Source organism: Streptomyces sp. NBC_01261 (assembly GCF_036226385.1).
GTDB lineage: Bacteria > Actinomycetota > Actinomycetes > Streptomycetales > Streptomycetaceae > Streptomyces.
Genome location: NZ_CP108463.1, coordinates 7,545,714 through 7,559,571, shown reverse-complemented (window position 1 = coordinate 7,559,571; position 13,858 = coordinate 7,545,714). Strand labels below are relative to the sequence as shown.

Below are 13,858 nucleotides of genomic sequence, written 5' to 3'. Positions count from 1 at the left end.
CAGTTACCCGACCCCACACTTGATTGGTAGGCACGACCATGGCGGGACCCGTCCTGGAAATGCGCTCGATCGTCAAGACCTTTCCCGGTGTCAAGGCGCTGTCGGACGTCACGTTGACGGTCCGTCAGGGCGAGGTCCACGCCATCTGCGGTGAGAACGGCGCCGGGAAGTCCACCTTGATGAAGGTGCTCTCCGGCGTCCATCCGCACGGCAGTTACGAGGGCGACATCCTCTTCGAAGGGGAGGAGTGCCGCTTCCGCGATATCCGGGCGAGCGAGCAGCGCGGCATCGTGATCATCCACCAGGAGCTGGCGCTGGTGCCGTTCCTCTCCATCGCGGAGAACATCTTCCTCGGCAACGAGCACGCCTCGCGCGGGCTCATCAACTGGAACGAGACGCTGCGGCACGGCACCGAACTGCTGCGCCGGGTGGGTCTGAGCGACCACCCGGAGACCCGCGTCGCCGACATCGGCGTGGGCAAGCAGCAGCTGGTGGAGATCGCGAAGGCGCTGTCGAAGAAGGTGAAACTGCTCATCCTGGATGAGCCGACGGCGGCCCTGAACGACGAGGACAGCGGCAAACTCCTCGACCTCATCCTGGAGTTGAAGAAGCAGGGCATCACCTGCATCATCATTTCGCACAAGCTGAACGAGATCCGCAAGGTCGCCGACTCGGTGACGATCCTGCGCGACGGCCGCTCCATCGAGACCCTCGACGTGAAGGCGCCGGAGACCACCGAGGAGCGGATCATCTCCGGCATGGTCGGCCGCGACCTCGACCACCGCTTCCCCGAACGCACCCCGCACGAGGGCGAGCCCGAGGCGGCACCGGCCCTGGAGATCCGCGGCTGGACCGTGTTCCACCCGATCGACCAGCAGCGCAAGGTAGTTGACGATGTGTCAATAAATGTGCGCAGGGGCGAGATCGTCGGCATCGCCGGACTCATGGGCGCCGGCCGCACCGAACTCGCGATGAGCGTCTTCGGCCGCTCCTACGGCCGGTACGCCGGCGGCACCGTCCTCAAGGACGGCGTGGAGATCCGTACCAAGTCCGTCGCGGAGGCGGTCGGACACGGCATCGCGTACGTCACCGAGGACCGCAAGCACTACGGCCTCAACCTCATCGACACGATCAACCGGAACATCTCGCTGGCCGCCCTGAACAAGGTCTCCCGGCGCGGAGTCGTCGACGAGCAGGAGGAGCGGCAGGTCGCCGAGCGGTACCGCAAGTCGATGAACATCAAGGCGCCGACGGTCTTCGAGCCGGTGGGCAAGCTGTCCGGCGGCAACCAGCAGAAGGTCGTCCTCAGCAAGTGGATCTTCGCGGGTCCCGAGGTGCTGATCCTGGACGAGCCCACCCGCGGTATCGACGTGGGCGCCAAGTACGAGATCTACACGGTCATCGACCAACTCGCCGCAGAGGGCAAGGCGGTGGTCTTCATCTCCTCCGAACTGCCGGAACTGCTCGGCATGTGCGACCGCATCTACACGATGGCGGCGGGCCGGCTGACCGGTGAGGTGCCCCGGGCCGAGGCCACGCAGGAAGTGCTGATGCGCCAGATGACGAAGGACAAAGAGGTAACGCGATGAGCACGGACGTGACCGCCAAGAGCCCGGCGCCCGCGCCGCCGGGCGGGAGCGGATCGGCCGCGGGCGGCGGCCTGTTGCAGCTGATGCTGGACGGCCTGCGGCGCAACATGCGCCAGTACGGCATGCTGATCGCCCTCGGTCTGATCGTGATCCTCTTCGAGGTGTGGACCGGCGGGGACCTGCTGCTGCCGCGCAACGTCTCCAACCTGGTGCTGCAGAACAGCTACATCCTGATCCTCGCGATCGGCATGATGATGGTCATCATCGCCGGACACATCGACCTGTCGGTCGGTTCGCTGACGGCGTTCGTGGGCGCCTTCGCGGCGGTCCTGATGGTCAATCACCAGGTGCCGTGGCCGGTCGCGTTGGTGCTGTGCCTGCTGATGGGCGCCGTCGCGGGCTCCGTACAGGGGCTGTTGATCGCCTACGCGGGCATACCGTCGTTCATCGTCACCCTCGCCGGCATGCTGCTCTTCCGCGGCCTCACCGAGATCCTGCTCCAGGGCCAGACGCTGGGCCCCTTCCCCAACGGCCTGCAGAAGATCGGCAACGGCTTCCTGCCCGCGGTCGGCCCGAACACCAACTACCACAACCTCACCCTGCTGTTGGGCCTCGCGATGGTCGCCGCTGTGGTGTGGCAGGAGGTCCGCGACCGGCGCCGGCAGCTGGAGTTCTCGCTCGACGTGCCGCCGGTGAAGCTGTTCCTGCTCAAGCTGGTGGCGATCGTCGCCGCGATCGTCTGGCTGACCATGCTGCTCGCCAGCTACAACGGCGCGCCGGTCATCCTGATCATCCTCGGTGTCCTGGTGGTCGGTTACGGCTACGTGATGCGCAACACCGTCTTCGGCCGCCACATCTACGCGATCGGCGGCAATCTGCCGGCCGCGAAGCTGTCCGGCGTCAAGGACAAGCGCGTCAGCTTCCAGGTGTTCCTGAACATGGGCGTGCTCGCGGCCCTGGCGGGTCTGGTGGTCACCTCCCGCCTCAACGCGGCCTCGCCGAAGGCCGGTGACGGCTTCGAACTGGAGGCCATCGCCTCCTCGTTCATCGGGGGCGCGTCCATGAGCGGCGGTGTCGGCACCGTTCTCGGTGCCATCATCGGCGGTCTGGTCCTCGGCGTGCTGAACAACGGCATGAACCTCCTCAGTGTCGGCACCGACTGGCAACAGGTCATCAAGGGCCTCGCCCTGCTGGCCGCGGTCGGCTTCGATGTGTGGAACAAACGCAAGTCCGGTTCGTAAGTCCAGCCCGGGCCCCGCACGTCTGTCATTCGCACAGCACGGCGGGGCCCCTTCCATGTGCAGGAGCCGCTCAATGGAACTGAACAGACGCACGGTCATTGCAGGCGCCGCGGCAGCCGGTATCACCGCGAGCGCACTGGGTACGGGTACGGCGCAGGCAGCGAGCCCGGGAGGCGGCAACAAGCCCGTGAAGGAACTCTTCGGCACCCTCGCCGACGGGACGAAGGTCTACCGCTGGTCGCTGGCCAACGGCGGCACCCGCCTGAAGGTCCTCTCCTACGGCGGCATCGTCCAGTCGCTCGAACTCCCGGACCGGCACGGCAAGTACGCCAACGTGTCGCTCGGCTACGACAACCTCGCCGCGTACGTCGCCGGCACCACGTTCTTCGGCGCGACCATCGGCCGGTACGGAAACCGCATCGCCAAGGGCCAGTTCACCCTCGACGGCAAGGCGTACCAGCTCTCCGTCAACGACGGCGTGAACAGCCTGCACGGCGGTGCCAAGGGCTTCAACACGAAGGTCTGGGACATCGAGCCCTTCACCAAGGGCTCCGACGTCGGCCTCCACCTCCACTACACCAGCGTGGACGGCGAGATGGGCTACCCCGGCACCCTCAGGACGAAGGTGACCTTCACCCTCACCAAGCACGGCGACTGGCGTATCGACTACGAGGCCACCACCGACAAGCCGACGGTCGTCAACCTCACCAACCACACGTACTACAACCTCGCCGGCGAGGGCAGCGGCACGATCGAGAACCACGAGCTCACGATCGCCGCCGGCCGCTACACGCCCACCGACACGGGCCTGATCCCCACCGGCGAACTGGCGAAGGTCTCCGGTACCCCCTTCGACTTCCGCAAGGGCAAGCCGGTCGGCCGGGACATCCGCGCGGGCCACCCGCAGCAGGTGCAGGCCAAGGGCTTCGACCACAACTGGGTACTCGACAAGGGCGTCACCGCCAAGCCGGAGCACATCGCCACCCTGCACGACCCGCGCTCGGGCCGCACGCTGAAGATCGCCACGGACCAGCCGGGCCTGCAGTTCTACTCGGGCAACTTCCTCGACGGCACCCTCGTCGGCACCTCCGGCCGCACCTACCGTCAAGGCGACGGTCTGTGCCTGGAGACCCAGCACTTCCCGGACTCCCCGAACGAGCCGTCGTGGCCGACGACGGTCCTGCGCCCCGGCCAGACGTACCGCACGACGACGATCCACTCGTTCGGCGCCTGAAGTCCCACAGCTGACGCCTGGTTCGGACCCGGGGTTCCCGAACACACACCATTTTCACATCCGTTGAACAGCGCCACTCGCGTCTCCGTATCCATGGGTGGCCCGTGCTCCCCCGCGCGGGCCACCCAAGACGACGGGCCCGGTCGTCCCCACCGGGCCCGCCTTCATACGGAGGTTCCATTGGTCGACTCCAACGTCACCTCGCTGTTCCGCAGTACGGCGGCACACAGCCCGTCGATGGCGGCGTTGGCGCGTGAGAGCGACGGCACCGGGCCGGTGGACTTCTGTATTCCGTGCAACCCGTACTTCCCCACCCCCGCCATGTTCGACGAGATGGCGGCCCGGTTGCGCGAGATCATCACGTACTACCCGAGCAGCGCCGACACCATCACGGCCGAGCTCTGCAACCTGCTCCAACTCCCGCCGAGCTGCGTCGCGATGGGCAACGGTTCGACCGAACTGATCACCTGGATCGACCACTTGATGGTGCGCGAGTCCCTCGCCATCCCCGTCCCCACGTTCGGCCGCTGGACCGACCAGCCCATGGAGACCGGCAAGCGGGTCGACATGTTCCCGCTCCAGGAGTCCAGCGGCTTCGCCCTCGACCTCACGCAGTACGCGGAGTTCATCCGCAAGCGCAACACCAAGGTCGCGGTCATCTGCAACCCGAACAACCCCGACGGCGGCTTCATCCACAAGCAGGCGCTCGTCCAGTTCATGGACGCGATGGCCGACCTGGACCTCATCATCATCGACGAGTCGTTCCTGGAGTTCGCGGACGCCGAGGTCGAACCGAGCGTCGTACAAGAGGCGATGCTGCGTCCCAACGTGGTCGTCCTGCGCAGCCTCGGCAAGAACTTCGGCCTGCACGGCATACGGTTCGGCTACCTCGTCGCGAACCCCGCCCTGGCCGGCCGCATACGCTCGATGCTCCCCAAGTGGAACCTCAACGCCTTTGCCGAGCATGTGGTGTTCATCCTGAAGGAGCACGGCGCGGAGTACGCGCAGAGCCTCCAGCAGGTGCGCCGCGACCGGCTCGACATGGCGAGCCATCTCTCCGCGCTGCCCGGCCTGACGGTCTACCCGTCGCAGGGCAACTTCCTCTTCGTACGCCTCCCCGTCGGCGCCGAAGGCACGGTGGTGCGGGACCGGATGCTGACCGAGCACCGCATCCTCGTCCGTGAGTGCGGCAACAAGATCGGTTCGTCAAGCCGCTTCCTGCGGCTCGTGGTGCGCCCCCAGACGGACGTGCGTCGCCTGGTGTCCGGCATGGAACAGGTGCTCTACGGGACCAGGAGGGGAGCCGCCGTACCCGAGCTGGGTACAGGGACCAACTACAGCTCGGGTACGGCGGCCGTGGACCGCCTGGTCGGGGCGACGAACGGGGCGGGGATGCAGAACCTCGCGGCGCAGGCCCTCGGCACCGGGACGTCGGGGGTCGGCATACCGATGCCGGTGCCCATGCAGGTGCCCATGCCGGTGCCCGCGGCGGCTCAGATGCCGATGCAGCCTCAGCCGGTACCCATGCAGGTGCCTCAGCCGCAGCCTGTGCCGCAGCCCCAACAGCCTCAGCCCCAGCCGCAGTTCGAGCCGATGGTGGCCGCCGCGCAGGTTCAGCAGATGCCGATGCAGATGTCTCAGCAGATGCCTCAGCAGCAGCCCTACGGCGTCCCGGCGCCCGCACCGGCGCCCATGCCCCCGCAGGGGCCCACGCCTACCGGTGTGCCCGCGCGCAATGGGCTTACGGCGGCGCAGGTTCGGGGGGCTACCAGTCCCAACGGGATGCAGAACCTCGCGCCGGCGCCTGCGACCGGGTGGCCCAATGCCCAGGCTCAGGCTCAGAGTTGGCCCAATGCCGCGGGGATGGGACAGGCGGGCTGAGGGGTCGTCGCCGGGTGCGGGTGCGTGGGGGCTGGTCGTGCCCCTAGAGGGAGTTGGCCCTTACCGCGTTCAGTAGTGAGGCCCCCAGCGGTAGCGGCCGGCAACCCTGTACTTCGAAGCCTGCCTTCTCCAGTAGGCGTCGGTAATGGTGCTCGTCGCGTTCTTGGCCGCCCACGTTGCAGAGCATGTGGACGTCCCAGGCCACTGCCGTCGGGGTGGGCAACAGGCGTTCCACGACCAGGAGTTGGGTGCCCGGGCGCATCGCCTCCGCGCACTTGCCGAGGATCGTGAGGCAGCGTTCGTCGTCCCAGTCGTGGAGGACTCGGGAGAGGAGGTAGACGTCTCCTCCCTCCGGTACGGAGCGGGTGAAGTCGCCGGCGACGAAGGAGCAGCGTTCGGTGAGTTGGGCGCGGGCGGCTTCCAGGGCGCCGGGACGTTCGTAGAGGACGCCCTCCAGGTGGGGGTGGGCTCGGAGCAACCGGCCCAGCAGCGCGCCGTTTCCGCCGCCCACGTCCACCACTCGCCGGGCCTTCGAGAAGTCGATCAGCGTGGGAACCGGGGTGAACATCTCCGCGCTGGCCGCCATCGAACGGTGGAACAGGCTGCCCAGTTCGGGGTGTTCGGCGAAGTAGGCGAAGTGGTGCCGGCCGTTGCGGTGGGCGAAGGCTTCCTCGCCGGTGCGTACGGAGTGGGTCAGGCCCGCGAAGGAGTCGTAGAACGGGCCCGCGTAGAGCTGGGCCAGGGGCTTCAGGGAGAACTCCGTCGCCGTGCGCAGGGGTTGGCCCGCCGCCGTGAGGTGGTAGGTGTCGTCCGATGCCGTCAGGAGGCCCAGCGTCGTCAAGTAGCGGAGCAGGCGGCGTAGCGCGTCCGGGTGCGTCGCTGTGAGGGTTGCCAGTCGCTCCGCCGACATGCCGGGGTGGTCCGTCAAGTGGTCCGCGATGTTCAACTCGGCCATCGTTGCCACCGCCTGGGTGGCCCAGGCTCCGGTCATCACGGTGAGCAGGGTTGTTGTCGGGTCGGGGAGCGGCAAGTGGCGGCCGGGGAGGCGGAGTTCGAAACGGCGGTGGGTGGTGGTGCGGTGGTAGAGGACGGTGACGTTCTCGTGGCCGTTGTAGCCGCCGCCGTCGGGGACCGCCCCACCCCGCTCCTGGAGGAGGAGCCGTAGGCCCGCGGGGACCACCGGGCCGGGGGCCGTGACCGCGAAGGCGTGGTGGGACTCGTGTTCCGCCTCGCGTTCGTCGGCCGCCACCGCCTCCAGTGCGGACTCCGGGGCTACCGGGAGCGCGAAGATCTCCACGCTGCGTCCCCCGACCGCCACGTGCACGATGCCCACCGGGATCTCGGCGAGCTCCGGGCCGTAGCGGCGGGTCAGGCGGTCGCGGACCACGACGCTCGGGGTGACCGGGCCCGGTTCGAAGCCGAGTCGGCGGAGTTCCTCGCAGAGGCCGTCGAGGGAGTCCGGGAAGACCAGGACGGCGGTGTGGTCGAAGACCAAGTGGCGTGAGACGTCCGCCCGTTCGGCCGACGTGAGGGCCGGGAGGAGTTCGGCCAGGACCTTGTCCGTGTCGTGGGTTTCGACGTAGGCCGCCGCGCGCTCGATGCGTGCTACGTCGGCTGCGGCGAGGCGTGCCTGTACGACGGGGAGGTTCATGAAGGGGTTCCCGGTGAATCGTGGGGACGGGAGGCGGGAGACGAGCGAGCGGGAGACGGGGTCAGATGCCCGTGTAGTTCTCGGCGAAGAAGTCCTGGTGCGTGCGGGACGTCCGCAGGCTGTCCAGGCGGGCGTACTGGAGCGCGCGGCCGTAGCGGGCGTGGGCGTCGACGGTGTCCTCGGCGGACGGGCCGTGCAGCAGGCCGCTCATCCAGTGCGAGAACTCGTGGGCCCGCCAGATGCGCGGCAGGCAGTCGGCGGTGTAGCGGGCGAGGTCGCTCTCGTCGGCGTGCTTCAGCGCCGACGTCAGCGCCTGGGCGAGGCGTTCGGCCTGGAGTACGGCGAGATTGGCGCCCTTCGCGGCCGAGGGGCTGATGAGGCCGGCGGCGTCGCCCGCCAGCCAGAGTCGGCCCTCGCCGGGGGTGTCGAGGACGTCGGAGCGCAGGTCGACGACCGCCTTCTCAAGGACCGGACCGTCCTTGAGCACGCCGAACTCGTCCGTACGGAACCGGGTTTCCAGCTCGGCCCAGATCCGGTCCTCGCTCCAATCGGCCGGATCGGTTCCGCGCGGGCACTGGAGGTAGTAGCGGGTGACGGTCGCCGTGCGGGCCATGTGCCCGGCGAATCCCCGTTCGTGCAGGGCGTATCCGACGGCTTCCATGCTCGGCGGGGCCTCGACGAGGACCGCGAGCCAGCTCACGCCGTGGTCCCAGCGGGCGGTACGCGTCCCGTGGGCGGTCATGGTCGCGCGGGCGACTCCCCGGTGCCCGTCGCACCCGGCGACGTAACTCCCGACGAAGTCCGTGCCGTCGGACGTCCGTACCCGGCCGCCCTCGGAGATCTCCTCGACCTCCGTGTCGAAGCGGATCCCGCCGCCGCGTCGGAGGTACTCGGCGAGCAGGTCTCGTACCAACTCCTGCTGGGGGTAGACCGTGTGGACCTCGCCGCGCCCCAACTTGCCGTAGTCGAGGGTGAATTCACCCTGCCCGCTGCGGAAGAGACAGGTCCGGTGGGTGTGACCCCTGGCCAACACCCCTTCCGCCAGGCCGTGTTGGGTGAGGACGCGGACGGAGTGGGCGGCCAGGAATCCCGCTCTGGCCCGCCCTTCCACCGCCTCGCGTCCGCGCCGTTCCAGGATCACGCAGTCGATGCCCCGGTCCAGCAGCAGGTTCCCCAGGACGAGCCCCGCCGGGCCTGCCCCGACGATCACCACCCCGGTCCGTACTGCGGTGCGCGCTCCGGAGTCGAATCGTTTCCCCACATCCACCCCTGATCTTGCTTTTTCGGCCAAGGGGTTTCATATCAGCCAGATCATGATGATGAGGAATCGAAAGCGGCTTCTTAGCCCATAAGGGCCAACTGGGCATATGTCACTGGCCGTTGACTCGGTCGTCAGTGGTCGTTGTCCAGGTGCAGCTTGAGCAGGTCAACGCCGTAGTCACCGCCGTTGGGGGTGCGGATGACGGTGTGGATGTGCTGCTGGGTGGGGGTGCCGTTGGGACCCCCCATACCGCCGCCGCTCTTCGTGCCGTAGGCGAGCGGCGACTGGGCGTCGTACTCGATGAGGACGACCGGGCTGTGCACGCGGTAGTAGAAGGCGGAGGAGTCCTTGGTCTCGCCCATCCAGTAGAAGTGGGTCGCGTCGAGGTGGGCCTCGACCTCCGTCATCTTCACCTCGGCGTGGCCGTCGTTCATGTTGCCGACGTAGACGCGCACGAGGTCGAGCAGGTTCTGCTTCTGGGCACTGGTGAAGCCCTTGGCGACGAGGCCCTGGTAGGCGAGCTCGGCGTTGTCCTGGCCGGCGCCGGCCTTCATGTCGTCGCCGGACTTCTTGGTGCCGGAGATGACCTTGGCGCGCTGAGCGGTGGTGAGGGAGCGCAGCAGGGTGAGACCGGCCTTGGTCTCGGGCTTGAAGAGGGTGATCTTCTCGCCCTTGTAGGTGGCGGAGGTCGGCTCGGACCCCATGAAGGTCGGTGTCATGACGACCTGGTCGCCGAGCACGAAGAAGTTGATGGCCACATGGTGGCCCTCGTACTGGAAACCCCACGGCTTGGTGGTGGACGGCGTGCCCATGAAGGTGAAGAAGTACGCGCCCTCGGTGAGGGTGTCCCGGTTGCCGCCGCTGTAGTCGCCGAGGAAGGCGTTGAGCTTCATGATGTTGCGGGTCCGGGTGAGCCCGTCGGCGGACAGGGCGGCGCCGAGCAGCGCGTAACCGAGGTTGCGCTTCGTGGCGGTGATGTCGCCCATCCGCACGCCCTTGCGCTGGTACCCGTCGACGTTGCTCCAGGCCAGCCACTCGTCGTCGTCGACGTCGAAGGTGCAGGACTTGCGTTCCTTGGCGCTGAGCCCGTCGAGGAAGGCCTGCGCGGCCTTGACGATGCCGTCGGTCGAGACGTCCGTGGAGTGGATCGAGTAGAGCCCGTCGGTGAGCGTGCCGTCGGTGGTCACGCCCTTGAAGTCAGCGTACTTGACCTCGCTCTGCCCGGGGCCCATCCCGTTGCCCCCTCCCCCGGGGCCGCCCGAGGGGGCGCCGTTCGGGGCGCCGGAGGACGAGGACGCGGTGGCCGTGTCGGAGGAGTTCGACGAGCAGCCGGTCATGGTCGCGACAGCGGCGACTCCGCCGGTGAGCAGTGCCGTGTTCATGAACCAGCGGCGGCTGCGGTCGGCTTCGGGGGTGCGGGGGCGGTGTCCGTGCATACGGGCCAACCTCCCGCACCAACCTGAGCCGAACCTGAAGCCGGGCCTGGACACCGAAGTCGAAGGTCGCCCGCCGCCGGGAACTCCGCCGCGGACCAGACACCCGCGAGTGCGATGATGCGGCCATGGCACAGTCACCGCAGGAACCCCACGACTCCTCGGTCACCGAGGACGGAATGACCGCCGCCCAGGCCGTCGATCGGATCGAGGCCGCCGCGCGTCCACGCCCGCACGATCGCCGCCTGCACGCGCGCGGGGCCGTGTACGACGCGCGGTTCGTGCCCACCGGGCAGATCGCGAAGTGGACGACGGCCGCCTGTCTCACCGCCGAGTCGGACGCGGTCATCCGGTTCTCGAACGGGTCCGGCGACTTCGCCGCCGACGACCGGGCACGGGGCGTACGCGGGATGGCGGTCAAGTTCCTTGACGGCGACGGCAGTAGCGATGACGCCAAGGCCGTCATGGACCTCGTCGCCGCGAACTTCCGCGTCTTCCCCAGTCACAATCCCGAGGGGTTCATCGACCTCGTCGAGGCGCTGGGCATGGCCGGTACGGAGGGTGGGTTCGCCGACCGGGCCAAGGGGAAGCTCGCCGCGGCCGGGAAGTTCGCCACCGTACTCGCCCAACACCCGGAAAGCCGGGGCGCGTTGAAATCGTTCGCCGGGCAGCAGGCGCCCGCCAGTTTCGCCACCACCCGTTACGACGGCCTGCACGCCTTCGTCCTGGTCGACGAGTCGGGCCTGCGCCGCCCCTTCCGCTACCGTCTCGTGCCCCAACTGGGCGAGGTCGAGATCGATCCCGCGTACGCCGAGACGCTCGCCCCCGACTTTCTCATCGGCGACCTCGACTCCCGCCTCGAAACCGGGCCCGTCACCTTCACCGTGGTGTACCAGCTCGCCGAGCCGAACGACCCCACCCACGACCCCTCGCAGGCGTGGCCGGAACAGCGCCCGCTGATCCCGGCCGGCCACCTGCACGTGACGGCCCGCTCACCGCGCGAGGACCACTGGCAGCAGCAGGTCTTCGACCCGACGCGTCTCGCCCCGGGCGTGGAAGCCTCCGACGACAAGATGCTGGCCTTCCGCCGCCACGCGTACTCCGTCTCGGCGGAACGCCGGCTGGCTCCCTGACCACCACCCTCCCCCCAGAAATGTGACACTCACCCACCCGAGTGTCACATTTCTCCAGCCCGCCCCCGCCCTCCACCCCGCTCCCGACTCCGACTTGCCCGCCGCTCCTTTCCGGGCAGCGCAACACCGAGTTCCCCCACCGGTGCGAGGTCATGACAGCCGCCGGCCGTGCCGCCCCGGCACCACCACACCAGACGCCCGCTGTCGCCGTCGTTCCACCCCTCCCAGTCGACCGCCGTCCCCTCGGGGCGAAGATGCGTGCCGATCTTGTGGAACGGACACACCGGCCACGCCTGCCAGAGCCGCTCGGTCACCGTCTCCTGCGCCGCGTCCGCGACGAGGGCGAGGGCGTCGGGGGCGTCGTCGTCCGGTTCCTGGAGACCGTTGTGGTGCCAGGAGCCGTCGGACACGGCGACGTAGACCTGCTCCTCCCAGACCATCAGCCTGAGTGGCGGCTGGTCGGGCAGGGTTGCCGCGAAGTCACGGTTGACCGTGGCCAGGGCGGCCTCAAGTCGCGGGTAGCGGCCGGGTTCCGCGCGCTGGGGGTCGAAGGGCTCCATCGGGTGATCTTCCCCCACCGGCCGGAAACCACTGTCCGAATTACCGAGTACTGACGGGCCGAGCCAACTCGCCCTGTTCCGCGGCCATGTGCGTCATGCCGCCCACCTCGCCGGCACCCGACGCCGGGCCTCCGACCGCACTCGCCCCAACACACCTGTCTCGCAATAAACTTGACGGGCCGTCACTTTGCCGTTCGCACAGCCGGGCTACAGCTTCCACTCCTACGGTGCCGTGTCCATGACAGAAAACAACGGAGCCACCCCCACCCCGGTCGGACGCCGTACCGTCCTGATCGCCACCGGCACCACGGCCGCCGTACTGGCCGTGGGCGCCGCCGCTCCTCACTCCCCCACGACCACCACCGCGGCGGACGCAACTCCCGCTGCGGCGGCGGCAGTCTGCACTCTCACCAAGGAGATGACCGAAGGCCCCTACTACCTCGACGGCGCCCTGGTCCGCGCCGACGTCACCGAAGGCAAGGCCGGCATCCCGCTCAAGCTCGCCCTCACGGTCGTGAACGACAGCACCTGCGCCGTCATCCCCAACGCGCTCGTGGAGATCTGGCACTGCGACGCGCTCGGCGAGTACTCTGGCTACGTCGGCAACAACGGCCACAGCGAGCCGGACGACGGCACCTTCCTGCGCGGCGGCGTCCTCAGCAACTCCGCCGGACTCGCCAACATCACGACGATCTACCCCGGTTGGTACCGCGGGCGCTGCGTGCACATCCATGTGAAGGTGCACACCGGCGTCACGCTCACCTCGGACGGCTCGTTCACCGGCGGCAGCGAACTCCACACGGGTCAGCTCTTCATCGACGAGACCATCACCACGGCCGTCGCCAAGATCTCCCCGTACTCGACCAACACGGTCACCCGCACCACCCTCGCGCAGGACTCGATCTACGACGACGGAGGTGCCGCGTCCGGGCTCATGACCCTTACGGCGCTGGGCAGTTCGACCTCGTCCGGCTACACGGGCACCCTGACGCTGGGCGTCAGCCAGAGCTGACGCGACGCTGAACTCCCCCCACGGAGAAGGGGTGGCCCGCGGTGCGACACGGGCCACCCCTTCCTCATGTCATCTCACAGCACCGCACGTCAGGAGCCCGGGCAGTGCTCCCACGCCATGTGGTACACCGTGCTGATGTCGCCGTCCGTCGAGTCCATCGTCATGAAGCTGACCGCGCTGGCCGACGAGGAACCGGCGCTGACCCGCAGCTCCGTGTTGATGTTGAAGTTGCGCTGAACTCCGCAGGGCGCCCAGACCAGTTGGGCCACGTCCGTGGTGTCGTTCGCCTGCCAGTTGTCGTCGTAGGGACCGTTGAACGGGTGGTTCTTGCTCGCGGTGTTCGACGAGCCCTGGAAGTAGTACGAGGCCTTCTGCGCACCGCTCGCGCCGCGCTGGAGCGAGGCGAAGCCCCGGTAGTCGGCGCTCGCGATGGCGTACGTGAAGCCCTGCGGGACGTGGACGACCAGGTTGAGCTGGCAGTTCTTGCGGAACGCCGTGGGGTCGGAGTTGCCGCCGACCTGGGCGAGGTACGCGCTGTAGGTCACCGTGAAGGCGGTGTTGTCCTCGGAGACGGCGACCGCCGTCGTGCCCTGCGGGCAGCCCGAGCCGTTCACGGTGGCGACGTTGATGACGATCTTGTCCGGGGGCGGGTTGTCGAACACGGGCGAGGACGAGTGCTGCGTGGGCAGCGCGGTGGTGAGGAGAGCGGCGACGGCGCCGCTCAGGAGGAGCCCACCAGGCATGGTTTCTCCTTGGGGTTGGGGGGGTGGCTGCGCCCCAAGTCTTTGAAGAAACAATGAAGTTCCTGTGAAGACCGACGGCGCGCTCGCATCGTAGGGAGCCGCACAGGGAGCGGTCAGCGC

The 13,858-nt window shown here is 68.4% G+C and carries 11 protein-coding genes; 6 read left to right on the top strand and 5 right to left on the bottom strand.

Features of this window, described 5'->3' with window-relative positions; translation table 11 throughout:
* The first annotated feature begins 38 nt into the window (after positions 1-38).
* From mmsA to OG226_RS33635, 4 genes are all read left to right on the top strand, one after another.
* Entirely contained in the window at positions 39-1,589 is a 1,551-nt protein-coding gene (mmsA, locus tag OG226_RS33650; RefSeq protein WP_328683562.1) for a multiple monosaccharide ABC transporter ATP-binding protein, read from the top strand.
* Entirely contained in the window at positions 1,586-2,830 is a 1,245-nt protein-coding gene (mmsB, locus tag OG226_RS33645) for a multiple monosaccharide ABC transporter permease (RefSeq protein ID WP_328683561.1), read from the top strand. The genes mmsA and mmsB overlap by 4 nt, the downstream gene beginning before the upstream one ends.
* A gap of 73 nt (positions 2,831-2,903) precedes the next feature.
* Positions 2,904-4,064: an aldose epimerase family protein gene (locus tag OG226_RS33640; RefSeq protein WP_329351000.1), complete on the top strand. Its 1,161-nt coding sequence runs from the start codon at positions 2,904-2,906 to the stop codon at positions 4,062-4,064.
* 237 nt (positions 4,065-4,301) lie between these two features.
* Complete coding sequence (locus OG226_RS33635; RefSeq protein ID WP_329353590.1) at positions 4,302-5,945, top strand: pyridoxal phosphate-dependent aminotransferase; 1,644 nt, start codon at positions 4,302-4,304, stop codon at positions 5,943-5,945.
* A gap of 43 nt (positions 5,946-5,988) precedes the next feature.
* Here OG226_RS33635 and OG226_RS33630 read toward each other — a convergent pair whose 3' ends face one another.
* The 3 genes from OG226_RS33630 to OG226_RS33620 all read right to left on the bottom strand — a co-directional run bounded on the left by OG226_RS33630 (position 5,989) and on the right by OG226_RS33620 (position 10,293).
* Positions 5,989-7,596: a methyltransferase gene (locus OG226_RS33630; RefSeq protein ID WP_329350999.1), complete on the bottom strand. Its 1,608-nt coding sequence runs from the start codon at positions 7,594-7,596 to the stop codon at positions 5,989-5,991.
* 61 nt (positions 7,597-7,657) lie between these two features.
* Positions 7,658-8,857 carry a 4-hydroxybenzoate 3-monooxygenase gene (locus OG226_RS33625; RefSeq protein ID WP_329350998.1) on the bottom strand — a complete coding sequence of 400 codons (1,200 nt, stop codon included), beginning with the start codon at positions 8,855-8,857 and terminating at the stop codon, positions 7,658-7,660.
* A gap of 131 nt (positions 8,858-8,988) precedes the next feature.
* On the bottom strand, positions 8,989-10,293 hold the full coding sequence (locus OG226_RS33620) for a DUF3500 domain-containing protein (protein WP_329350997.1): 1,305 nt from the start codon (positions 10,291-10,293) through the stop codon (positions 8,989-8,991).
* 125 nt (positions 10,294-10,418) lie between these two features.
* Between OG226_RS33620 and OG226_RS33615 the strand changes: the two genes are divergently transcribed.
* Positions 10,419-11,423 carry a catalase gene (locus tag OG226_RS33615; RefSeq protein ID WP_329350996.1) on the top strand — a complete coding sequence of 335 codons (1,005 nt, stop codon included), beginning with the start codon at positions 10,419-10,421 and terminating at the stop codon, positions 11,421-11,423.
* Positions 11,424-11,467: 44 nt separating this feature from the next.
* On the opposite strand, the gene OG226_RS33610 is transcribed toward OG226_RS33615, so the two are convergent.
* Positions 11,468-11,983 (bottom strand): hypothetical protein, encoded by a 516-nt coding sequence (locus OG226_RS33610; RefSeq protein WP_329350995.1) that lies wholly within the window; start codon positions 11,981-11,983, stop codon positions 11,468-11,470.
* Between the two features lie 238 nt (positions 11,984-12,221).
* Here OG226_RS33610 and OG226_RS33605 point away from each other — a divergent pair, with 238 nt between their 5' ends.
* Positions 12,222-12,995, top strand: a complete 774-nt coding sequence (locus OG226_RS33605; RefSeq protein WP_329350994.1) for an intradiol ring-cleavage dioxygenase — start codon at positions 12,222-12,224, stop codon at positions 12,993-12,995.
* An 89-nt stretch (positions 12,996-13,084) separates the two neighbouring features.
* Here OG226_RS33605 and OG226_RS33600 read toward each other — a convergent pair whose 3' ends face one another.
* Positions 13,085-13,738, bottom strand: coding sequence for a DUF4360 domain-containing protein (locus OG226_RS33600; protein WP_329350993.1), 654 nt, complete (start codon positions 13,736-13,738; stop codon positions 13,085-13,087).
* Positions 13,739-13,858: the final 120 nt, after the last annotated feature.

Excerpts from the sequence above, each read along its gene's own strand:
- mmsA (WP_328683562.1), top strand. The coding sequence starts at position 39 with ATGGCGGGACCCGTCCTGGAAATGCGCTCGATCGTCAAGACCTTTCCC.
- mmsB (WP_328683561.1), top strand. The coding sequence starts at position 1,586 with ATGAGCACGGACGTGACCGCCAAGAGCCCGGCGCCCGCGCCGCCGGGC.
- OG226_RS33640 (WP_329351000.1), top strand. The coding sequence starts at position 2,904 with ATGGAACTGAACAGACGCACGGTCATTGCAGGCGCCGCGGCAGCCGGT.
- OG226_RS33635 (WP_329353590.1), top strand. The coding sequence starts at position 4,302 with ATGGCGGCGTTGGCGCGTGAGAGCGACGGCACCGGGCCGGTGGACTTC.
- OG226_RS33630 (WP_329350999.1), bottom strand. The coding sequence starts at position 7,596 with ATGAACCTCCCCGTCGTACAGGCACGCCTCGCCGCAGCCGACGTAGCA.
- OG226_RS33620 (WP_329350997.1), bottom strand. The coding sequence starts at position 10,293 with ATGCACGGACACCGCCCCCGCACCCCCGAAGCCGACCGCAGCCGCCGC.
- OG226_RS33615 (WP_329350996.1), top strand. The coding sequence starts at position 10,419 with ATGGCACAGTCACCGCAGGAACCCCACGACTCCTCGGTCACCGAGGAC.
- OG226_RS33610 (WP_329350995.1), bottom strand. The coding sequence starts at position 11,983 with ATGGAGCCCTTCGACCCCCAGCGCGCGGAACCCGGCCGCTACCCGCGA.
- OG226_RS33605 (WP_329350994.1), top strand. The coding sequence starts at position 12,222 with ATGACAGAAAACAACGGAGCCACCCCCACCCCGGTCGGACGCCGTACC.
- OG226_RS33600 (WP_329350993.1), bottom strand. The coding sequence starts at position 13,738 with ATGCCTGGTGGGCTCCTCCTGAGCGGCGCCGTCGCCGCTCTCCTCACC.